Origin of the sequence: Streptomyces sp. BK239 (assembly GCF_004217285.1) — a bacterium.
GTDB lineage: Bacteria > Actinomycetota > Actinomycetes > Streptomycetales > Streptomycetaceae > Streptomyces.
Genome location: NZ_SHKS01000011.1, coordinates 180,298 through 201,029 on the forward strand (window position 1 = coordinate 180,298; position 20,732 = coordinate 201,029).

18 protein-coding genes are annotated in these 20,732 nt (G+C 74.0%); 11 read left to right on the top strand and 7 right to left on the bottom strand.

The features are described from left to right. Window positions 1-32: 32 nt before the first annotated feature. Window positions 33-227, bottom strand: a complete 195-nt coding sequence (locus tag EV567_RS27050; RefSeq protein WP_130444617.1) for a hypothetical protein — start codon at window positions 225-227, stop codon at window positions 33-35. 261 nt (window positions 228-488) lie between these two features. Between EV567_RS27050 and EV567_RS27055 the strand changes: the two genes are divergently transcribed. Together EV567_RS27055 and EV567_RS27065 are read left to right on the top strand one after the other, a co-directional pair. Continuing rightward, window positions 489-896: an ankyrin repeat domain-containing protein gene (locus EV567_RS27055; protein ID WP_130444619.1), complete on the top strand. Its 408-nt coding sequence runs from the start codon at window positions 489-491 to the stop codon at window positions 894-896. 310 nt (window positions 897-1,206) lie between these two features. Next, window positions 1,207-2,628 (top strand): HEAT repeat domain-containing protein, encoded by a 1,422-nt coding sequence (locus tag EV567_RS27065; protein WP_130444621.1) that lies wholly within the window; start codon window positions 1,207-1,209, stop codon window positions 2,626-2,628. Between the two features lie 114 nt (window positions 2,629-2,742). Here EV567_RS27065 and EV567_RS27070 read toward each other — a convergent pair whose 3' ends face one another. Genes EV567_RS27070 through EV567_RS27080 form a run of 3 tightly spaced genes read right to left on the bottom strand, consistent with a single transcriptional unit; the run spans window position 2,743 to window position 5,020 of the window. Continuing rightward, window positions 2,743-3,642, bottom strand: a complete 900-nt coding sequence (locus EV567_RS27070; RefSeq protein ID WP_130444623.1) for a biotin-dependent carboxyltransferase family protein — start codon at window positions 3,640-3,642, stop codon at window positions 2,743-2,745. Further along, the gene (locus tag EV567_RS27075; protein ID WP_130444625.1) at window positions 3,639-4,265 is read right to left on the bottom strand and encodes an allophanate hydrolase subunit 1; all 627 of its coding nucleotides are present in this window, start codon (window positions 4,263-4,265) and stop codon (window positions 3,639-3,641) included. Before EV567_RS27075 ends, EV567_RS27070 begins: the two co-directional genes overlap by 4 nt. Further along, entirely contained in the window at window positions 4,262-5,020 is a 759-nt protein-coding gene (locus EV567_RS27080) for a LamB/YcsF family protein (RefSeq protein ID WP_130444627.1), read from the bottom strand. The genes EV567_RS27075 and EV567_RS27080 overlap by 4 nt, the downstream gene beginning before the upstream one ends. A gap of 79 nt (window positions 5,021-5,099) precedes the next feature. Between EV567_RS27080 and EV567_RS27085 the strand changes: the two genes are divergently transcribed. The 4 genes from EV567_RS27085 (at window position 5,100) to EV567_RS27100 (ending at window position 13,047) form a co-directional block, all read left to right on the top strand. Then, on the top strand, window positions 5,100-5,807 hold the full coding sequence (locus tag EV567_RS27085; protein WP_130444629.1) for a GntR family transcriptional regulator: 708 nt from the start codon (window positions 5,100-5,102) through the stop codon (window positions 5,805-5,807). Window positions 5,808-5,869: 62 nt separating this feature from the next. Beyond that, on the top strand, window positions 5,870-7,408 hold the full coding sequence (locus tag EV567_RS27090) for a hypothetical protein (RefSeq protein ID WP_130444631.1): 1,539 nt from the start codon (window positions 5,870-5,872) through the stop codon (window positions 7,406-7,408). A gap of 71 nt (window positions 7,409-7,479) precedes the next feature. Further along, window positions 7,480-8,358 (top strand): hypothetical protein, encoded by an 879-nt coding sequence (locus EV567_RS27095; protein ID WP_130444633.1) that lies wholly within the window; start codon window positions 7,480-7,482, stop codon window positions 8,356-8,358. 69 nt (window positions 8,359-8,427) lie between these two features. Next, a complete protein-coding gene (locus EV567_RS27100) occupies window positions 8,428-13,047 on the top strand; it encodes a hypothetical protein (RefSeq protein WP_130444635.1) in 4,620 nt (1,539 codons plus the stop codon). 11 nt (window positions 13,048-13,058) lie between these two features. Here the strand turns inward: EV567_RS27100 and EV567_RS27105 are convergent, their stop codons facing one another. Beyond that, on the bottom strand, window positions 13,059-13,589 hold the full coding sequence (locus tag EV567_RS27105; RefSeq protein ID WP_130444682.1) for a hypothetical protein: 531 nt from the start codon (window positions 13,587-13,589) through the stop codon (window positions 13,059-13,061). Window positions 13,590-14,006: 417 nt separating this feature from the next. On the opposite strand from EV567_RS27105, the gene EV567_RS27110 reads away from it, so the two are divergent. The 4 genes from EV567_RS27110 to EV567_RS27125 are packed head-to-tail and all read left to right on the top strand — an operon-like array spanning window position 14,007 to window position 18,281. Continuing rightward, window positions 14,007-16,814 (top strand): nitrate- and nitrite sensing domain-containing protein, encoded by a 2,808-nt coding sequence (locus EV567_RS27110; protein WP_130444637.1) that lies wholly within the window; start codon window positions 14,007-14,009, stop codon window positions 16,812-16,814. After that, the gene (locus tag EV567_RS27115) at window positions 16,811-17,242 is read left to right on the top strand and encodes a roadblock/LC7 domain-containing protein (RefSeq protein WP_130444639.1); all 432 of its coding nucleotides are present in this window, start codon (window positions 16,811-16,813) and stop codon (window positions 17,240-17,242) included. Before EV567_RS27110 ends, EV567_RS27115 begins: the two co-directional genes overlap by 4 nt. A 9-nt stretch (window positions 17,243-17,251) precedes the next feature. After that, a complete protein-coding gene (locus EV567_RS27120; RefSeq protein ID WP_130444641.1) occupies window positions 17,252-17,647 on the top strand; it encodes a DUF742 domain-containing protein in 396 nt (131 codons plus the stop codon). A 25-nt stretch (window positions 17,648-17,672) separates the two neighbouring features. Then, window positions 17,673-18,281, top strand: coding sequence for an ATP/GTP-binding protein (locus EV567_RS27125; RefSeq protein ID WP_130444643.1), 609 nt, complete (start codon window positions 17,673-17,675; stop codon window positions 18,279-18,281). Window positions 18,282-18,327: 46 nt separating this feature from the next. On the opposite strand, the gene EV567_RS27130 is transcribed toward EV567_RS27125, so the two are convergent. Both EV567_RS27130 and EV567_RS27135 read right to left on the bottom strand, forming a co-directional pair. After that, the gene (locus tag EV567_RS27130) at window positions 18,328-19,518 is read right to left on the bottom strand and encodes a lipid-transfer protein (protein WP_130444645.1); all 1,191 of its coding nucleotides are present in this window, start codon (window positions 19,516-19,518) and stop codon (window positions 18,328-18,330) included. Then, on the bottom strand, window positions 19,515-19,940 hold the full coding sequence (locus EV567_RS27135; protein WP_130444684.1) for a Zn-ribbon domain-containing OB-fold protein: 426 nt from the start codon (window positions 19,938-19,940) through the stop codon (window positions 19,515-19,517). Before EV567_RS27135 ends, EV567_RS27130 begins: the two co-directional genes overlap by 4 nt. A 183-nt stretch (window positions 19,941-20,123) precedes the next feature. Between EV567_RS27135 and EV567_RS27140 the strand changes: the two genes are divergently transcribed. Further along, window positions 20,124-20,660, top strand: a complete 537-nt coding sequence (locus EV567_RS27140) for an NUDIX domain-containing protein (protein ID WP_130444647.1) — start codon at window positions 20,124-20,126, stop codon at window positions 20,658-20,660. Window positions 20,661-20,732 lie beyond the last annotated feature (72 nt).

A 20,732-nucleotide genomic window follows, 5' to 3' on the forward strand; every position in this document is an offset into this window, starting at 1 on the left:
CGGCGGGGACGGGGCGGCGGAGCCGGACGGCGTCAGAACTTGATGCCGCCCAGGAGTCCGGCCAGGCTCTCGCCGCCGGCTTTGATGCTGGGGGCGAGGGCCGTGCTGGCCAGGTAGAAGCCGAACAGGGCCGAGACCAGGGCGTGCGACGCCTTCAGCCCGTCCTTGCGGAAGAACAGGAAGACGATGATGCCGAGCAGGACCACACCTGAGATGGACAGGATCATTTGGGCTCTCCTGGTTCGTGGGGACAGTCACCATGAGTACTTCCAGGATCACAGGATGTGTCTATACGATTAAAGGTGCAACTGGGTGAATTTCGGGAGTTTTCGCTCGGTCGGCGGAAGTCTCGTCGGGGTGGCTGAGCAGCGGAGTTGCGTCGAACGGGTCTCGCGCTGATCTTTGCCTCTCGCGCGGCCCGCCATGTGCCGGGCGAGCCAGTACCCTGGCGATTCACCTGAACGGCTGTGACGAGAGGCGGTCCGACGATGACCGAAGCCCCCGACCCCGAGGTCGTGGAGCTGGCGAGCAAGATCTTCGAGCTGGCCCGCCAGGGACAGACGGAGACGCTCGTGGCCTACGTCGACGCGGGCGTTCCGGCCAACCTCACCAACGACCGCGGCGACTCGCTCGTGATGCTCGCCGCGTACCACGGCCACGCCGAGGCCGTACGGGCCCTGCTGGCCCGCGGCGCCGAGGCGGACCGGATCAACGACCGAGGCCAGACCCCGCTCGCGGGAGCCGTCTTCAAGGGGGAGACGGAGGTCGTCAAGGCCCTCGTCGAGGCCGGCGCCGACCCGGCCGCGGGCACCCCCTCGGCCGTCGACACGGCCAGGATGTTCGACCGGGCCGAGCTGCTCGAACTGTTCGGGGGCCACCGCACCGGCAGTCCCTGATCAGCCGGAACGACGTTCCCGACCGGACTGGACGACGAACACGGGGGAGGCGGTACGAGGCCGCCGGAAATATCGGTCGCGGCAGGCAGAACAGCCGGGTCATCATGACGTCGTGATTCACGGACGCGACGGATGGGCAGGTGTTGCCGCACCGCGCGGGCCGTGACACGGTCCGCATGGGCCACCGACGAGAGGCAGAGAGAGATGGTCTACCACAAGCAAGAGACGGCGGGCGCCCCGACGTGTTGTCACGTGGCCAGGTAACGCGTGTTCCCCGGTTGCGTCGACGCTTGATGTGAGGCTGTTTCCCATGTTCGATCCGGTCATAGCGCCCAGCGGTACGCTGCTCGGCCTGCTGCAGCGGGGCCGCGGCGACGGCACGCTGCACGCGCTCACCGCGCCCCGCCGAGAGGCGCTCGCGGCCCTCAACCACTGTGTGCTGCGCGATCCCCGCCACGACTGGCAGGTGGAGAACCGCTCCCTCTACTACGCCCGGCTCTTCCTCGACCTCGGCGGCGAGCTGGACGAGATCGAGGCGCACCTCTTCGACGTCGAGGACGCCTTCGACACCGAGGAGTCCCGCACCGGCCTCGCCCTGGCCGTCCTCGGCCATCTCGCCTCCTACGGCAGGCGGGACGCCCTGGAACTGCTGCGCCGCTACGCCGCCTCGGGCTCCAACTGGGCCTGGGCCCTGGACGAGCTCGCCCTGCGCGACGACGACGCCGGGCTGCGCGCCCTGGCCGCCCCGGTGCTCGCACGGTTCGCCGCCGACGCCGAGGGCGAGGCGGAACTGGTCGTCGCCGTGCGCGACGCCTTCGAGCCGCGGCCGTGGCGGCTGTGGGCGGAGGACCCGCGCGAGTACGTCTCCACGCGGGTGCGAGCCGCCCAGGAAGCCGGTTCCTTCGACCGGTGGCAGCGGCAGATGAGGCCCACCGGGCCCCGGCCCGGCTGGAGCGTCCAGGCCGTCTTCGACTGGGCCCAGCAGGGCCTGGACCGGGGCGCCGCGCTCCATGTCCCCGCGGCCCGATGTCTGGCCGCGGTGGCCGGCCCCGAGGACCGGCCGGAGATCGTGCGGGCCGCACGGGACGGCGGCGACGGCGCCAGGTGCACCGCCCTGCGCTATCTCGCCGACAGCGACGATCCAGGCGCCCTCGACCTGATCGAACGGGCCGTCGTGGCGGGCTCGACGGCCGTGGTGGAGGCGGCCGTCGACGCCTTCGAACGCATGCGGGTGCCGGCCGCCGTGGACCGCGCCCGCGGCTGGGTCCACCGGCCCGACGCCCTCGGCGCCGCCGCCGGCCGTGTGCTCGCCTGCCGGGGCGGCGCCCACGACGGCGACCTCGTCCTCGGCGCCCTGCGTGAGGCCGTCCGGGGCGAGGGCTGCGACGCCCCGACCCTGTGGACCCTCGTCGACGGCGCCGGGCGGCTCGGCATCGCGTGCGCGGCCCCCGTGCTGCGGCACATCTACCGCGAGACCGCGTCGTCCCATCTGCGGGGCCGCTGTGCCCGCGCACTCGCCGCCACCGACCCCTCCTTCGCCGCGGGCTTCGCCGTCGAATGCCTGTGGGACTGCGAGGAGACCACCCGCGAGATCGCCGCCCGGCACGCCGAGACCGGCGACGCCCGGGTCGTCGAACGGCTGCGCCGGCTCGCCGCCGACCCGGCCGAGGAGGCCGAGGTCCAGACGGCCGTACGCAGCAGGATCGGACCGGACGCGGCCTCGGCCATGTGACGACGGCCCCGACGGCAGGGGCGGGCGGCGGACGTCCGTCCGCCGGGTGAACGGGCGGTGGCCGGCCGGCCAGGCGGAGATGGACGCCGCCCGGCCCTCCGGTCGCTCGGCGCTCTACCGGGTCCCGGTCGTCCGGAGCGCGGTGAAGCGGGGGCGGACCGCCACGAAGCGCGTCGGCGTCCCCGGCACCGCCTGCGCGGCACGGGCCAGATCGGGCCGGTGGACGACACCGATCACCGGGTAGCCCCCCGTGGTCGGATGGTCGGCCAGGAAGACCACGGGCCTGCCGTCCGGCGGCACCTGGACCGCCCCCAGCACCATGCCCTCGCTGGGAAGCTCCCCGGCCCTCGCACGCTCCAGCGCCGGACCCTCCGTGCGCAGCCCGATCCGGTTGCTCGACGCCGACACGCGGTACACGCGCGTGGTGAACACGCGCACCGCCTCCGGGGTGAACCAGTCGTCGCGCGGGCCCGGCCTCACCCGCAGGACGAGCTCGGCAGGCGGCGCCGGCTGAGGGGCGACGTCCACGCGTGTGTACGGGGCGGGCGGCGGCCCCAGGGGCAGCACCGCGCCGTCCGTGAGGGGTGCGGGGCCCAGGCCCGAGAGAAGGTCCGTCGAACGGCTGCCGAGGACGCGCTCCACGGTGACGCCGCCACCCACGGCCAGGTAGCCGCGCACCCCGGCGAGGGCGGGCCCGACGTCCAGCAGCGCCCCGGACGGCACGTGCACCGGCGCGCCCCAGGCGACGGGCCGGCCGTCCACCGTGACGGCCGAGGGCGCGCCGCCGACGACCACGGTGACGGGGGAACGGGTGCGCACGGCGCAGCCGTCGAGCGTGGTCTCCAGCACGGCCGCCTCCGGCGGGTTGCCGACCAGCCGGTTGACGAGCGCCGCCGCCGGCGCGTCCAGCGCGCCCGAGCGGGGCACACCCAGATGTGCGTGCCCCGGACGGCCGCGGTCCTGAACGGTGGTGAGCGCCCCCGCGCGGACGACGGTGAGCGCGCGATCGGTCATACGGCGTCCCCCTGGCCCGCCGGCACGAAACGCACCCGTGTGCCCGGTGTGAGCAGCGCCGCGGGCACGCGCGTGTGGTCCCACAGCACCGCGTCCGTGGTGCCGATCAGCTGCCAGCCGCCCGGCGACGAGCGCGGGTACACGCCCGTGTAGGGCCCGGCCAGCGCCACCGAGCCCGCCGGGACGGCCGTACGCGGAGTGGCCCGGCGCGGTACGTCGTAGCGCGCCGGCAGGCCGGTGAGATAGCCGAACCCGGGGGCGAAGCCGCAGAACGCGACCCGGAACTCGGTGGCGGCGTGGACCCGAGCCACCTCGGGCTCCGGGACGCCCCAGTGGGCGGCCACGTCGGCGAGGTCGGGGCCGTCGTAGCGCACCGGCAGCTCGACCACCGCGCCCGAGCGTGGGGGAGCGGGCGGGACGGCCGCCGAGGTCAGTTCGCGGGCCCAGCGGACCGGGTCGGCCAGGCCGTCGAGGAGGACCGTGCGCGCCGCGGGGACTATCTCGCGGACGACGAGCGAGCCCTCCTCGCGGCGCCGCAGCAGCTCCGCGTGCAGGGCCTGGGCCTCCTCGCCCGAGGCCGTTTCGACGAGCAGGGCGTCCAGGCCGACGGCCAGCGCTCTCATGCGAACGCCTCCACCCGCACGCCGCCCTCCTCCAGCCGCCGCCTGACCCGCCGGGCCAGCTCCACCGCGCCGGGCGTGTCGCCGTGCACGCACAGGGAACGCGCGCGTACGTCGATGCGCGGCCCGGCCAGGGAGGCCACCGTGCCGGACCGGGCCAGCTCCACCGACCGCTCCACCACGGCGTCCGGGTCGGCGACCACGGCGCCCGCGAGCCCGCGCGGCACCAGCGTGCCCTCCTCGGTGTACGCCCGGTCCGCGAACGCCTCCGTGACCGCAGGCAGGCCCGCCCGCGCGGCGAGCTCCAGCAGACGGGAGCCGGGCAGCCCCAGCACGGGCAGCGCGGAGCCGGCGAGGAGCACACCGGCGACCACGGCCGCGGCCTGCTCCTCGTCGCCTACGACCCGGTTGTAGAGCGCGCCGTGCGGCTTGACGTACGCCACGCGCGCGCCCGCCGCCCGCGCGAAGACCTCCAGTGCGCCGATCTGGTAGGCCACCTCGGCGGTCAGTTCGGCCGGCGGCACGTCCATCGCGCGCCGCCCGAACCCGGCGAGGTCCCGGTAGGAGACCTGCGCGCCGATCGTCACGCCCCGCTCGGCCGCCAGCTCGCACACCCGCCGCATGGTGGGCGCGTCCCCCGCGTGGAAGCCGCAGGCCACGTTGGCACTGGTGACCACGGACAGCAGGCGTTCGTCGTCGGTCAGCTGCCAGCGCCCGAAGCCCTCTCCGAGGTCGGCGTTCAAGTCGATGAGGGTCATACCTCCGAAGCTAGAGGATCGTTCAACGATCCTTCAATACCCCTGTTGTTCCGCTCCCCCCTGCGATTGAATTCCGGGCATGGCAGAGCAGCTGGCGGGACTGGCCGACGACCGCGCCCTCCTGGGCCGCACCAGCACGGCCGAGCGGGTCGCGGACATCCTCAGGAGCCGTATCGCCGAGGGCTACTTCCCGCCCGGCACCCGGCTGTCCGAGGACAGCGTCGGCGGAGCGCTCGGCGTCTCCCGCAACACGCTGCGCGAGGCGTTCCGCCTGCTCACCCATGAACGCCTCCTCGTCCACGAGCTGAACCGGGGGGTGTTCGTCCGCGTCCTGACCGTGGAGGACGTGGAGGACATCTACCGCACGCGCGCCCTCGTCGAGTGCGCCGTCGTGCGCGGCCTCGGGGAGCCGCCGTACAGGCTGGACCGCCTGAGGGCGGCCGTCACCGAGGGGGACGTTGCGGCCTCCGGGAACGACTGGAAGGGGCTGGGCACCGCCAACATCCACTTCCACCAGGAGCTGGTGGCGCTGGCGGGCAGCGCCCGCACGGACGAACTCATGCGCGGCGTCTTCGCCGAACTACGGCTCGCCTTCCACGTCGTCGACGACCCGCACCGGCTGCACGAGCCGTACCTCGCGCGCAACCGGCAGATCCTCCGGGCGCTCGAATCCGGGGACAGGGGCGCGGCGGAGGAACTGCTCGTGGTCTACCTCCACGACTCGCTGCGGCGCATCGTGGAGGTGTACCGGCGCAGAGTGGGCGACGAGGGGCGAGCCGCCGGCTGAGCGCCGCTGACGGCAGGCCGTCGTTTGGGTCGTTGTCAGACCGAGGACCTAGTCTGTGCACCGTGACTTCGCCTGCACCGACGGACTCGACGGACCGTGTTCCGCCCCAGCTCAGCGCGGGACCGCGCCCGGCGCCGGGCCCGGCCGCCGACGAGGGGCTGGCGCGGCGGCTGCGCGCGCTCGCCTGCACCGCCCCGATCCACGACCTCGACGCGCGCAAGGCGAACCTGGCCGGCGAGTACTCGGTGTACGGCATGGCGGAGATCGCCCTCGCGGCCATCGACCTCGTCACCCTCAACATGGACTTCGACACCGGCGCCGACCACGACCAGATCGTCGCCCGCCTCGTCCCGCGCGTGGCCGCGCAAGCCCCGCCCCGGCCCGCCGAGGAACACGAGCGCGTGGCCCGCTGGGTCCTGGAGAACCTGATCAACGTCGGCAGCGTCGACCGCGGCTTCCGCGCCGTGTACGGCACCTTCACGGCCGACGGCACCTATGTGCGCCGCGACTACGACTTCAAGCTGATCGAGGAGGTCCCCGGCTACGGCGGCGCGGTCTACCTCCGCACGACCGACGAGGCGGTCAACGTCCTGGTCGGCGCCCTCGACACCGACGTCACCAGCGCGCAGATCGCCGCCGAGGTCAAGCTTGAGGTCCTCGTCCGGCGCGGGCGCCTCGCCGACGCCCAGCTCGCCGCCGAACAGGCCCGCTACCGCACCGTGCAGTACTCCGAGACGCTGCGGAGGGCCCTGGAGGCGACCCGGCGCAACGTACGCGCGGTGGACTGGCTCCACACCGTCCCCGACATGATCGCCGAAGCCCTCGACCACGTGGCCGACCGCTACCGCCACGAGAACGCGATCCTCACCAACATCCGCAAGGCCCGTGACGAGATCGAGGACGCCGACAACAAGCGGCGGGCCGCCGAGCTCGTCGACATCGTCAAGGACTGCATCCGGCGGCACACCCAGCTCCAGTCCCGGCTGCTGGAGGCGGGCCCCCTCTTCCGCGCCGAGCAGGACCGGCAGGCCTTCGCCACGCCGATGACCTCCTCAGGCACGGACCTCTACGGCCATCTCCTCGCCCCCCTGCTGCCGCTGCCCCTGGAAGAGGCCGTACGCGTCACCGACGCGTTCTTCGCCCGCGGCACGGGACTGCGCACGCCCGCGTCCGTGCGCGTGGGCGACCTGGTCGACCTGCTGCTGACGCCGCCGGTGGAGCGGGAGCACCTGGGCGCCGAGATGCCCGAACCCGACCTCATCGCCACGCCGGACGACAGCCGGTTCAGCGAGGAGCAGCTCGCCGCCGCCAGGGAGCTGCTCGACCTGCCCGCCGACGCGCCGCGCAGACTGTCGGGACTCCTGGCCGAGGCGCGGCGCACCGGCGACCTCGATCTGCCGTACCTGGTCGCGCTGTTGGCGGTGCACGCGGCGAGCCCCGCGGTCGGCACCGCCTACCGGCAGGGCGAGGAGAAGCTGCTGTTCGCCGTGGACGACGGCACCGAACTCGACGACCCCGAGTTCGGCGGGGCCGACCTGATAGTGGGCACGGCGCTGCTGGACGCGGCGGGCATGGCCGCCGACCGGACGGAAGCGGCATGAGCAGGGCCGAGCCCCGTACGCAGGGCCGGGAACCGTATGGACGAACACCAGCGCAGCAAGGAGCCGACACCGTGACCGAGCACGTCGAGTGGAGCGAGACGGAAGCGCCCGCCCCGTCGGCGCCCGCCGCCGTCACCCCCGCCGACGCCGCCGACGCCGCTCGGCTCGTCGCCTTCGGACTGCAGCCCAAGACGCAGCCCGCGCGGGACCAGGAGTACACCGAACTGCTGCGGCGCTACCGGGAGGACCCGGCGTTCGCCCGGCTCGCCGACGCGGTGGCCACCGGGCTCGGCCTCGTCGTGCTGGAGGTGTCCCCGCGCGCGGGCATGGCCGTGACCGCGGCCGAGGACTCCGTGTTCGCGGTGCGGATGGGCGACTACGCGCGGCGGGCGTCCGCCGACGGCTCGGACCGCTTCCTGCACGGGCTCGCCCATCTCGCCGTCGCCGCGATGGCCTTCCCGCGGCCCGAGGACCTCGCCGACGACGGCTACATCGGCCGGGTCAGCGTCAACGGCGTCGACGCCTTCGTCCGGCAGGCCTGCCGCCGGCTGGAGGAACGGGCGGCGGAAGCGGGCGAGAACACCGACCCGGCCACCGACGCGCCCGGCCTGGAGGCCGCCTGGCGGATCTGGGTGCGGCGCAGCGCCACCGGCGCCACCAAGGACGCCCGCCGGCTGGCGGGTTCGACGACCGGGATCGTCGGCAAGGCCGTCGCCTTCCTCACCGACTCCGGGTTCCTCCAGCGCACCGGCGACGACAACGGCGGCACCTACCGCACCACCGCCCGCTACCAGCTCCAGGTGCGGGACATGGCCGGCAGTGCGGCCCTGGCCGAGCTGCTGGAGCTGGGCGTGGTCCCGATCACCGACGGCTCGCCGACGCTGCTGCCCGCCGAGGAGAGCGACGACCTGGAGCTGGTGGCCGACGCCGGACTGCCGTTCCACTCCTGAGACACCCGGGCCCCGAAACCCGGTGGCCCGCCCCCCCACCGATCTGCCGAAGACCTACGAGAGTCCGCCATGTACGAGCTGTCCCGCGTCCGCCTCTACTCCATCGGGCCCGCAGGTGCGCGCTACGCCGACACCGTGCTCGACCTGAGGGGCGTGGGCGACGTCGTGCCCGAACCCGCCCCGACCCAGGCGGAGTTCTTCGAGGAGGAGCCCGTCGGGCCACCCCGCCGGCCCGCACCCGCCGGCGTGCTCTTCCTGGAGAACGGCGGCGGCAAGTCCGTCCTGCTCAAGCTGATCTTCTCGGTGATGCTCCCGGGCCACCGCAACACACTCGGCGGCGCCAGCTCCGGCGTGCTGCGCAAGTTCCTGCTCGCCGACGACTGCGGGCACGTCGCGCTGGAGTGGCAGCACGTGCTGACCGGCGAGTGCGTCGTCGTCGGCAAGGTGAGCGAGTGGCGCGGCCGCCAGGTGTCCAACGACCCGCGCAAGTTCGCCGAGGCCTGGTACTCCTTCCGGCCCGGCCCCGGACTCACGCTGGACAACCTGCCCGTCGCCGAGTCCACCGCCGTACGCCCGTCCGTGGAGGGGCAGTCGGGGGCGCAGGGACGCCGGCGCACCATGAAGGGGTTCCGGGACGCCCTCACCGACGCCGGCAAGGCGTACCCGCACCTGGAGGTGCACTGGGAGGAGATCCACGACCGGTGGATCGAACACCTCGGCGACCTGGGCCTCGACCCGGAACTCTTCCGCTACCAGCGGGAGATGAACGCCGACGAGGGCGAAGCCGCCGGCCTGTTCGCGGTCAAGAAGGACTCCGACTTCACCGATCTGCTGCTGCGGGCGGTCACCGACACCCGCGACACCGACGGCCTCGCCGACCTCGTCAGCGGCTTCGGCAACAAACTCGGCCGGCGCGCCGAACTGATCGCCGAACGGGACTTCACCGCCGGCTCGGTGGATCTCCTCGGGCGGATCGTCGAAGCCGCCGACGCGCGGACACGCGCGCGTGACGTCCACACCGGCGCCGAACGGCGCACCCGCACCCTGGCACGGCGACTGTCCGCGCGGGGCGTACGGGAGCGGACACGCGCCGCCGACCTCGCCCAGCGCGTCACCGCAGCCGCCTACGCCGTCACGCACTCCGAGGGCGCCCGCGAGCGCAGCTCCCTGGTAGCCGCCGAACTTGCCTACCGGCACGCGTCGTTGGCGCTGGCCGGCGCCGAGAAGTCCGCCGCCGCGCAGAAACGCGAACTCGCCGACGCGCGCACCCTGCACTCCGCCTGGCAGGCCGCCGAGGCCGTCCTGCGCCACCGCGCCGCCGCCGACCGCGTCGCACGCGTGTCCGCCGCGATCCAGGAGGCCGAACGCGACGCCGCCCCCGCGCTGGCCGCCCGCGCCCGCGCCGCCGTCGACCTGGTCCGCGCCCTGCACGCCGCCGCCGAGAGCGCCGAAACCCTCGCCAACGAGGAGGAGGAGCGCTCCGCCGCCCTCCAGGAAGCCGGCGAGACCGCCTACCGGGACTCCACCTCCGCCGCCACCGAGGCCCAGCGCGCCCGCAGCGAGATCGGGCACCTGCGCCAGCGCCTCACCGAGGTCGAGCAGGAGACCGCCGAAGCCGTGCGCGCCGGCTGGCTGGACGACAGCGCCCCCGACGCCGACCCCGCACGCGCCGCCCTCGCCGCCAGCGACGCCGAGAAGACGACCGTCGCCGCCTGGGACACCGCCCGCGAGGAGGCCCGCAGGACCGCCGAGCACGCGCGCGAGGCCGCCTCCGCCGAGTCCCGCGCCGAACTGACCGCGGCCCGCGCGGCCGACGCCGCCACCGCCGCCCAGCGATCCCACGACGCCGAACGCCGCCTCGCCGAGGCCCTGGCGGCCGAGGAACGCCTCGCGGAACTGCTGGGCCTCACCGGCGCCACCGAACGCCGCGCCATCCCGCAGCCGCGGTCGGGCGAGGAGCAGACCGGCACCGGACTCGCCCCGGAGGACCTGGACCGCTACGCCGACGAACTGCGCGAACTCCTCGACGACGCCGTCTCCTCCGCCGAACGCCAGCTCTTCGAGCTGCGCACCGCCGCCGCCGACGACTCCCGCATCCTCGGCGCCCTCGGCGACGGCGGACTGCTGCCGCCCGGCCCCGACGTCCTGGCCACCGTGGAGTTCCTCGGCGAGCACGGCATCCCCGCCCTGCCCGGCTGGCGCTACCTCGCCCAGGCCGTCGACCCCGCCGACCACGCGCGTGTGCTCGCCGCCCGGCCCGAACTGGTCGACGGCGTGATCATCACCGACCCCGCCTCGCACGCCCGCGCGCGCGAGGCGCTCGGCGACGCCGCCCTGCTGCCCCGCTCCGCCGTCGCGGTCGGCACCGCCGCCGCCCTGCTCGCCCCCACCCCCGCGCCCGACGCCGACACCGGCCGCCAGGACGTGTTCCTCGTGCCGCCGAACCCGGCCATGCACGACGAGCACGCCGCCGACGAGGAACGGCAGGCGCTGCGCGCCCGGGCCACCGAGCGCGACGAGGAGATCCGCAGGCTCGCCGCCCGGCTCGGCAAGGACCGCGAACTCGCCGCACGCCTCACCTCCTGGCGCACCGGCTGCCCGGCCGGGCGGCTCACCGAACTGGCGCGGGCCGCGGAAGAGGCGCGCGCTTTCGCCGAGGAGTCCGAAGCCGAGCTGGCCGAGGCGCGGACCGCGCGCGCGGAGTCCGAGGAGGCCGCCGCCGAGGCCGCGCAGGTCCGCGACGAACGCCAGGAAGCCGCGCAGAAGGCCCGACGCGCCGCCGACGCCCTCGCCGGACTCGCCTTCCGGCTGCGCGAACGCGCCGGCTGGCAGGTCAAACTGCGTGAACTCGCCGACGACGCGGCCGAGTCCGAGGCCCGCGCCCAGACCTGCCTGGAGCGTGCCCGCGCCGCCGACGAGGACCGCCGCGCCGCCCAGCGCGCCGCCGACGACGCCCGCCGCACCGCGCGTGCGCTGCGCGCCGAGCGCTCCGAGATCGCCGGCGCCCCCGACGACGTACCGGAGGACGCCGACGCGACGCCCAAGGCCTCCCTGCCCGCCCTGCGCGAGGCCTACCGGGCCGCCTCACAGCTGTACGAGAAGGTCGGCGTCGGCGCCGACCTGCGCGCCGAGCAGGCCCGCGCGGAGAGCGACGAGAGCGCCGCCCGCGCCGAACTGGACCGGCTGAGCAACAAGGTCCGCACGCGCGCGGAGCAGCTGCTCCAGTCGCCCGACGGCTCCGACGGGCCGTCCCGGCAGGCCGCCGCCGCCCGCGCCGACGAGCTGGTGCAGCTCCTGGAGACCCGTATGTCGACCGCGAGCGAGCAGCTCGGACGGCTGCGCGGCGAAGCCGAGCGGCTCGCCCCCGAGGACGGCGAGGCCCACACCGAACTGTCCGAGGAGCTCCAGCCTCGCGACGCCGAGCACGCCCAGGCGCTGCTGCGCACCGCGACCGCCGAACTCTCCTCCCGCGTCGAGGCTTTGGACCAGGCCCGCGCGGCGCACGCCGAGCTGCTGGAGGCCCATCGGGCCGCCGAGGACGCGGCCGGCGGCTTCGACGAGATCGCCGCGATGCTGCGCGACCTGCTGCGCGAGCACACCCCCGAGGACGACCAGCAGACGCCGGAGCCCTACCCGGGCACCCTGGAGGAGGCCCGTCACTCCGCCGCCGAGACCCGCCGCTCCCTGCGCGGCTGCGCCGCCGACCTCTCGGCCGCCGAGTCCGCCGTGCGCGAGGCGAGCGACATCCTCGTCCGGCACGCCAACTCCACCCGCTACGAGCAGGTCCGCACCCCCGCCCGGCAGCAGATCCGCGAACTGCCCGCCGCCGCCCTGCCGGAGCACGCCAAGAAGTGGGCCGACGCGTTCGCGCCCCGACTGCGCGTCCTCACCGACGAGTTGGAGCAGCTGGAACGCAACCGCGACTCCATCGTGGACCGACTGCGAGGTCTGGTCGAGTCGGCGCTCGCCACGCTCCGCTCCGCCCAGCGGCTGTCCCGGCTGCCCGAGGGGCTCGGCGAGTGGTCGGGTCAGGAGTTCCTGCGCATCCGCTTCGACGAGCCTGACCAGGCCACCCTCGTCGAGCGGCTCGGCGAGGTCATCGACGAGGCGACCCGCGCGGCCGTGAAGAAGAACTCCGACCTGCGGCGCGACGGCATGTCCCTGCTGCTGCGCGGAGTGGCCGCCGCGCTCCAGCCGAAGGGCGTCGCCGTCGAGATCCTCAAGCCGGACGCCGTGCTGCGGGCCGAGAGGGTGCCCGTCGGGCAGATGGGCGACGTGTTCTCCGGCGGCCAGCTGCTCACCGCCGCGATCGCGCTGTACTGCACGATGGCCGCGCTCCGGTCGAACGACCGGGGCCGGGACAAGCACCGGCACGCCGGAACGCTGTTCCTCGACAACCCCATCGGCCGCGCCAACGCGACCTATCTGCTGGAACTCCAGCGAGCCGTCTCCGACGCCCTCGGCGTCCAGCTGCTCTACACCACCGGCCTGTTCGACACGACGGCGCTGGCGGAGTTCCCGCTGGTCATCAGGCTGCGCAACGACGCCGACCTGAGGGCGGGACTGAAGTACATCAGCGTCGAGGAACACCTCCGCCCGGGGCTGCCCCAGCAGCCCCAGGCGGGGGAGGCGGTGCGCAGCGAGATCACCGCGACCCGCATGTACAAGCGGCCCGCCCCCACCGCCTGATCAGGTGCGGCTCAGGGGTGGGACAACTGTCCCGCCCCGCCGCCCCGCGTACGTATCCGCTCCTGACCCCGCTCGGTGCGCGCGGCGGCCCGCGCCTGCCGGCGCGCACGGCGGCGCTCCTGGCGCAGCGCCCGCGCGGTGCTGCTCGGCGCCGACACCACGCCGTAGCGCTGGTTCCACACCTGACGGGTCACCCAGACGTCCAGCGCGCCCCACGTCGCCACCACCGTGCTCACCACGCTGCTGATCACCATGGGGAAGGCCAGCCAGGATCCGGCCAGGGTGCACAGGAAGGCGACCATCGCCTGGAACAGCGTCACAGCGATGATGATCACCGCCCGTACGGCGGCTGTACGGACCGGGTCGGGAAGACGACGCCGACGCGCCGGTTCCTCGACCCACAACGGCCGGTGGACGGGCCGCTCCCGCTTCTCGGCTCTCATGCCACCGCCGTCCGCTCTCCCGCCGCCGCTCCCCGCTCGCACAGAAGCACCGGACCGCGCCGTATGCTCGCTCGCCGTGCGCCGCTCCGCCGTGCCCATCACCGTGTCACTCCCCACCGCCGGCAGACAGCTTGCCCCGGCCCGAAAAGACCGGCTCCCCAGTTGGCTGCCCGGCTTGCGCTCTTTTACGCCGCCCAGGTACGGCGTGCGGCTCGTGTGGCCGGTTCCGCCCCCTGATCATTAGGACGAAGAACACGCGGCGAAGATTCCCCCGGTTCGGAAAAATTCTGGCCAACCCGCCCGCCGTGCCCGCTGGTTCCCTCATCGGCCTGACACCGGGCCCGTCGGCGCCCAACCACCGCGATACCAGGACAACCCGTCACGCCTCGACGTCGATACGGACGTTCAGGTTCCGGACACCTCTTCGAGTTAACTGTGTGTCGGTAGTAGGCTCGCGCCGTTTGTTGACGCACGAGCGAACCCCCTGACCGGTGGGGGTCCGAGCTGGGGGAGGCCATGCGCTTTCGCGGGAAGTCCATCCGCCGGAAGATCGTGGCGCTGCTCCTCGTGCCGCTGCTCTCCCTGACGGCGATCTGGGGCTTCGCCACGGTGCTGACGGGACGTGAGGCGAGTCGCCTGTTCACCGTGTCGCACGTCGTGGAGAAGGTCGGCTACCCGATCGAGGACACCGTCCGCTACGTCCAGCAGGAACGCCGCCAGACCCTCGTCTACCTCGCCGACCCCCGCGCCTCCGACGCGCTCTCGGCGCTCCGGCGCACCCGCAACGCCACCGACCAGGCCCTCGCCGAGATCCGCTCCAACGCCGAGGACGACGAGGTGCGCGACGTCCTCGACCAGGACGACGGCGACGGCCTGACCGCGGTGCTCGACGCCTTCGACGGCCTGGCGTCCCTGCGCCGCAGCGTCGAGGAGGGCAGCCTCACCCGCGCCCAGGCCCTGGACCTCTACAACCGCCTGATCGACCCCTGCTACGCCCTGCTGGCCAAGCTCGACGTGGTCGACAGTGTGGAGATGGACAAGCAGTACCGGGCCCTCGTCAGCGTCGCCCGCGCCCGCGAACTGCTCTCCCGCGAGGACGCCCTGCTCGGCTCCGCGCTGGTCGTCGGCCGGCTCAGCCGCCAGGAGATCCGCGACGTCTCCGACCTCGAGGCCCAGCGCGACATCGTCTACGACATCAGCCTCGCCCAGCTGCCCGCCGCGGAACGCGCCCGCTACGAGAGCTTCTGGAAGAACGCCACCACCGCGCCCCTGCGCTCCGCCGAGCAGGCCGTCGTCTCCGCGACGCCGGGCGAGATGCCGCGCGGCGTCACCGCCAAGAGCTGGGACACCGCCGCCGCGGGCGTCCTCGACGAACTCGGCACCCTCGACGAGCAGGCGAGCGACCGCTACCAGGACCGCGTCCGCCCCGTGGCGACCGGGGTCATCGTCAAGGCCGTCGTCGCCGGCGTCTTCGGCCTGATCGCCCTGCTCCTCTCCCTCTACCTGTCGGTGCGCATCGGCCGCGGCCACATCCGCGACCTGCGCCAGCTGCGGCTGGAGGCGCACGACGCGTCCGGCGTGCGCCTGCCCAGCGTGATGCGCCGCCTCTCCGCCGGCGAGCAGGTCGACGTCGAGACCGAGGTCCCGCGCCTCGAATACGACAAGAACGAGATCGGCGAGGTCGGCCAGGCCCTCAACACCCTTCAGCGCGCCGCCGTCGAGGCCGCCGTCAAACAGGCGGAACTGCGCGCCGGCGTCTCCGAGGTGTTCGTCAACCTCGCCCGCCGCAGCCAGGTCCTGCTGCACAAGCAGCTGACCCTGCTCGACACCATGGAGCGCCGCACCGAGGACACCGAGGAACTCGCCGACCTCTTCCGCCTCGACCACCTCACCACCCGGATGCGCCGGCACGCCGAGGGCCTGGTGATCCTCTCCGGCGCCGCACCCTCACGGCAGTGGCGCAAGCCCATCCAGCTCATGGACATCGTGCGGGCCTCCGTCGCCGAGGTGGAGGACTACGAGCGCATCGAGGTCCGCCGGCTGCCGCGCGTCGCCGTGACCGGCCCGGCCGTCGCCGACCTCACCCACCTCGTGGCCGAACTGCTGGAGAACGCCACCGTGTTCTCCCCGCCGCACACCGCCGTGCAGGTCATGGGCGACCGGGTGGCCAACGGATTCACCCTGGAGATCCACGACCGGGGCCTCGGCATGGCGCCCGAAGCGCTCCTGGAGGCCAACCTCCGGCTCGCCGAGACCCCCGAGTTCGAACTCTCCGACACCGACCGGCTCGGCCTGTTCGTCGTCAGCCGGCTCGCCCAGCGGCAGAACGTCCGCGTCTCCCTCCAGCCCTCCCCGTACGGCGGCACCACCGCCGTCATCTTCATCCCCGACGCGCTGCTCACCGACGACGTCCCCGACACCAACGGCATCGGCTTCCGCCTCGACCGCCCCCGCCCCGCCAAGGAGGCAGAACCCGCGGACGCGCGCCGGGCCGCGCTGTCGCGGACCCCGGTCCAACTGCCGGGCGTGCCCGCCGCACTGCTGGACGGCCCCGTCGAACTGGAAGCGCCCGTCGACCTGGAAGCGCCCGTCGACCTGGACGCCCTCCACGGCTTCCCGATCCGTCTGGAGGGCAACGACGCGGAACACAGCGCCCTGTTCGTCCCGCGCCGCTCCCTGCCCGGAGCGGAGGACGGACCGGCCGCCGAGGTCCCCGACCAGCGCCGCGGCGCGCCCGGCCCGCAGCCGGCCGACCTTGGGGAGGGCGCCGTCGCCCCGCTGTCCCTGCCGAACCGCCGGACGCCCAAGCTGGTCAGTTCCCACGGCCGCCCCGTCACCGGCCGGCGCTCCCGGCGCGCGGACGCCGTCGAGGAGTTCCCGAGCGGTCCGGGCGCACGGCGACCGCAGGACGACGCCCCTGCTCCCCTGCCGTCGCGACGCCGAGGCGCCTCGCCCCAGATCCCCCGGAGCACCGGCCCGGCCGACCACCCCGGCCGTACCGCCGACGAACCGTCCCAGGCTCCCGCCCTTCCCCGGCGGGACCCGCAGCAGACCGCGGCGCCCACCGGCGGCGCCGACGGCGTCCAGGGAGCCCTGCCGCGCCGCGTACGGCAGGCCAGCCTGGCCCCGCAACTGCGGCAGGGCCCGGCGCCCCGCCCCGCCGACCGCACGGCGGACCCGGCGGACCGGGACGCCGACGAGGTACGCAGCCGTATGGCCTCGCTCCAGCGGGGCTGGCAGCGCGGCCGCGCAGAGAACGCCGCGGGCGACGAAGCCCACAGCGGCACGGCACCACGAGGAACGACAAAGGGGGACGGTCGATGACCGCACCGAAGGCGACCGGCCACACCACCGGCAACGGCGAACTGAACTGGCTCCTCGACGACCTCGTCGACCGCGTCGGCAGCATCCGCAAGGCCGTCGTGCTCTCCGGCGACGGCCTCGCGACCGGCGTGTCCAAGGACCTGACGCGGGAGGACGGCGAACACCTGGCCGCCGTCGCCTCCGGCTTCCACAGCCTCGCCAAGGGCGTCGGCCGTCACTTCGACGCCGGCGGCGTCCGCCAGACCGTCGTCGAACTCGACGAGGCGTTCCTGTTCGTCACCGCCGCCGGCGACGGCAGCTGCCTCGCCGTCCTCGCGGACGCCGACTCCGACGTCGGACTGGTGGCGTACGAGATGACGCTCTTGGTGAAGCGGGTCGGCGCACATCTGGCGACCGCTCCGCGCACCGATCTGCCCTCGGGCGGGTAGTGGGACGGCATGAGCACAGACGGTCAGGGAAGCAGCCGCTGGTTCGACGACGAGGCCGGGCCGGTCGTCCGCCCGTACGCCATGACGCGCGGACGCACGACCAGCGCGATCCAGCACCGCCTCGACCTGATCGCGGTCGTCGTCGCCGAGCCGCACGCCGACGAGGCGGAGGACGACCCCTCACTGTCCCCCGAGCACGTGCACATCGTGGAACTGTGCCAGGAGGCGCCGCAGTCCGTGGCCGAGCTGGCCGCCGGACTCGACCTGCCCATCGGCGTCGTCCGGGTCCTCGTCGGCGACCTCGTGCACGCGGAGCTCGTCCATGTCAACCGCCCCGTGCCCCCGGCCGAACTGCCGGACGAGGGCATCCTCCGCGACGTGATCAACGGCCTCCGGGCACTGTGACCCCCTCGAGCAGGAGAAGCAAACGATGATCCTCGGGCGCTCCGAGCGCGGCAGACCCCCGGTCGAGCCCGTCACGCTCAAGATCCTTGTCGCCGGCGGCTTCGGCGTGGGCAAGACCACGCTGGTCGGCTCGGTCAGCGAGATCAGACCACTGCGGACGGAGGAGTCCCTCACCGAGGCCGGCCGCCCGGTCGACGACACCACCGGCGTCGAACGCAAGCACACCACCACCGTGGCCATGGACTTCGGCCGCATCACCCTGCGCGAGGACCTCGTGCTCTACCTGTTCGGCACCCCCGGACAGGAGCGGTTCTGGTTCATGTGGGACGAGCTCTCCGAGGGCGCGCTCGGCGCCGTCGTGCTCGCCGACACCCGCCGCCTGGAGGACTGCTTCGCCGCCGTCGACTACTTCGAACGCCGCGACATCCCCTTCATCGTCGGCGTCAACTGCTTCGAGGGCACTGTCCGCCACTCCGTCGAGGACGTACGCAGCGCCCTCGACCTCGAGGACGACGTGCCCGTGCTGCTGTGCGACGCCCGCGACCGGGAATCGGTCAAGGACATCCTGGTGGGCGTCGTCCAGCACGCCATGGAGTACGGCGCCGACCGCCGCAGTCCCGTCACCACGGCGTAGCCGGCGGCGTGCGCGCGGCGGCGCCCGGCCCTCGAGGCGCCGCCGCTCACCGTACGGCGACCACCGCCGACCCGTGCCCGAAAAGACCCTGGTTCGCCGTGATCCCCACGCGCGCGCCGTCGACCTGGCGAGCGCCCGCCTGGCCCCGCAACTGCCAGGTCAGCTCGCATACCTGGGCGATCGCCTGCGCCGGCACCGCCTCCCCGAAGGAGGCGAGCCCCCCGCTGGGGTTCACCGGTATGCGACCGCCGGGAGCCGTCACGCCCTCCCGCAGCAACTTGGCCCCCTCGCCCTCACCGCACAGCGCGAGGTCCTCGTACCACTGGAGCTCCAGGGCCGTCGACAGGTCGTACACCTCGGCCAGCGACAGGTCCTCGGGGCCGACGCCCGCCTCCTCGTAGGCGGCCGCCGCGATCGACGCCCTGAACGACCCGCCGGCCGGTTCCACCGCAGCCGACGAGTCGGTCGCGATGTCCGGCAGGTCGAGCACGGTGCTCGGATAGCGGGGCGTCACCGTGGACACGGCCCGTATCCGCACCGGATCCGCCGAGCCGTGCCGCCGGGCGAACTCCACGCCGGACAGCACCAGGGCCGCACCGCCGTCCGAGGTCGCGCAGATGTCCAGCAGCCGCAGCGGATCGGCCACCACCGCCGAGGCGGCGACCTCCTCCGCGGTGACCCGCTCGCGGTAGCGCGCGTTCGGATTCAGCGCCCCCATGGCGGCGTTCTTCACCTTGACCTGGGCGAAGTCCTCGGGCGTGTCCCCGTGCACCGCCATCCGCCGGCGCGCGTACAGCCCGAAGTACGCCGGATTGGTCGCGCCGAGCACACGGAACCGAAGCCAGTCGGGATCGTCCGGCCGGTCTCCTCCGGCCGGACGGAAGAACCCCTTGGGCGCGGCGTCGGCCCCCACCACGAGCACCGTGTCCGCCAGCCCCGCGAGGATCCGCGTCCGCGCCGCGTCGATCGCCTGCGCCCCCGACGCGCACGCCGCGTACACGCTGGTGACCCGGGCTCCCTGCCAGCCCAGCGCCCTGGCGAACGTCGCGCCCGCCACGTACCCCGGATAGCCGCCGCGCACCGTGTCCGCGCCGACGACGGCGTCGACGTCCCGCCAGTCCAGACCCGCGTCGGCGAGCGCCGCGCGGGCCGCCGCCACCCCGTACTCGACGAAGCCGCGGCCCCATTTGCCCCAAGGGTGCATGCCCACGCCGAGCACCGCCACGTCTTCGGTCATTCCCTCACCCCCGTGGGCCGCCACTGCCACGTCGTCCAGGTCGTCTCGTCGTCCTCCCCGAGCACACCGGGGACGACCTCCACCTCCGCGCCCACCGTCAGATCGGCGACGGTGACCCCGGGAGCCGCCTGTCCCAGCACCACCATCCGCTCGGACTCCAGCTCCACAGCGATCAACGCGTACGGCTCCCAGGGAAGTTCCGGATCGCTCACATAGGGTGACGGAGGCCGGTAGCGGCTGTCCGTGTACGACCAGACGCGGCCCCTCCGGGACAGCGGAACCTCCCTCAGCTCCCCACCCGGGCAGCCGGGATTGCGGCAGAACGTGTCCTCACGCGGGAAGAACACCGAGCCGCACGCCGAGCAGCGCGTCCCCAGGAGCGCGAAGTCCTCGCCCTCCCCGGTGAACCACCCGGCGACCACAGGTATGCGCCTGCGTGCCACAACACCCCCCGTAGGTAGGTAATCTGATGGAACGTCAGGAGTGTGGCACGGCGGACCGGGAACGGACAGCCCCGCCCGGGTACCTGTCCGCGGGGTGCGCCGGGACCGCCGCCGGCGTCACCCGCGCGCGACGGCGTCCCCCGATCGGATACAGTCCGCCGCGTGTCCGAAACTCAGCACTCCAGTTCCAACTCCCCGCGTGACTCCCACTGTTCGAGCTGTGGAGCGCCCTACGGGGAAGGCGTCACCGGCTGGCCCCGCACCTGCCCGGGCTGCGCCCGCGTGGCCTACCGCAACCCCCTGCCGGTCGCCGTCGCCCTCCAGCCCGTCTACGACACCAAGGGCACCGCCCTCGTCGTCGTCACCCGAACCATCGCCCCCGCCGACGGCGGCATCGCCCTGCCCGGCGGTTACATCGACGACCGCGAGGACTGGAAGCACGCCGTCGTCCGGGAACTCAGGGAGGAGACGGGCATCGAAGCCGAGAGCCGCGACGTGCGCCTCGCCGACGCCATGAGCGCACCCGACGGCCACCTCCTGCTCTTCGGCCTGCTGCCGGAGCGCCCCGCGGACCGCCTCCCCACCTCGGCCGCCACCGACGAGACAGCCGGCTGGCACCTCCTGCGCGGCCCGCAGGAACTGGCCTTCCCCCTGCACACCCTGGCGGCACGCGCCTTCTTCGAGGGCCGCTACATCTAGGGCCTGTCCGACAAACCCCCGCCCGCTCTGCGGGCGGACGACGGGGGTTTGTCAGGCCGGCCCCAGAGCTCC

Excerpts from the sequence above, each read along its gene's own strand:
- EV567_RS27050 (WP_130444617.1), bottom strand. The coding sequence starts at position 227 with ATGATCCTGTCCATCTCAGGTGTGGTCCTGCTCGGCATCATCGTCTTC.
- EV567_RS27055 (WP_130444619.1), top strand. The coding sequence starts at position 489 with ATGACCGAAGCCCCCGACCCCGAGGTCGTGGAGCTGGCGAGCAAGATC.
- EV567_RS27065 (WP_130444621.1), top strand. The coding sequence starts at position 1,207 with ATGTTCGATCCGGTCATAGCGCCCAGCGGTACGCTGCTCGGCCTGCTG.
- EV567_RS27070 (WP_130444623.1), bottom strand. The coding sequence starts at position 3,642 with ATGACCGATCGCGCGCTCACCGTCGTCCGCGCGGGGGCGCTCACCACC.
- EV567_RS27075 (WP_130444625.1), bottom strand. The coding sequence starts at position 4,265 with ATGAGAGCGCTGGCCGTCGGCCTGGACGCCCTGCTCGTCGAAACGGCC.
- EV567_RS27080 (WP_130444627.1), bottom strand. The coding sequence starts at position 5,020 with ATGACCCTCATCGACTTGAACGCCGACCTCGGAGAGGGCTTCGGGCGC.
- EV567_RS27085 (WP_130444629.1), top strand. The coding sequence starts at position 5,100 with ATGGCAGAGCAGCTGGCGGGACTGGCCGACGACCGCGCCCTCCTGGGC.
- EV567_RS27100 (WP_130444635.1), top strand. The coding sequence starts at position 8,428 with ATGTACGAGCTGTCCCGCGTCCGCCTCTACTCCATCGGGCCCGCAGGT.
- EV567_RS27105 (WP_130444682.1), bottom strand. The coding sequence starts at position 13,589 with ATGGGCACGGCGGAGCGGCGCACGGCGAGCGAGCATACGGCGCGGTCC.
- EV567_RS27110 (WP_130444637.1), top strand. The coding sequence starts at position 14,007 with ATGCGCTTTCGCGGGAAGTCCATCCGCCGGAAGATCGTGGCGCTGCTC.
- EV567_RS27115 (WP_130444639.1), top strand. The coding sequence starts at position 16,811 with ATGACCGCACCGAAGGCGACCGGCCACACCACCGGCAACGGCGAACTG.
- EV567_RS27120 (WP_130444641.1), top strand. The coding sequence starts at position 17,252 with ATGAGCACAGACGGTCAGGGAAGCAGCCGCTGGTTCGACGACGAGGCC.
- EV567_RS27125 (WP_130444643.1), top strand. The coding sequence starts at position 17,673 with ATGATCCTCGGGCGCTCCGAGCGCGGCAGACCCCCGGTCGAGCCCGTC.
- EV567_RS27130 (WP_130444645.1), bottom strand. The coding sequence starts at position 19,518 with ATGACCGAAGACGTGGCGGTGCTCGGCGTGGGCATGCACCCTTGGGGC.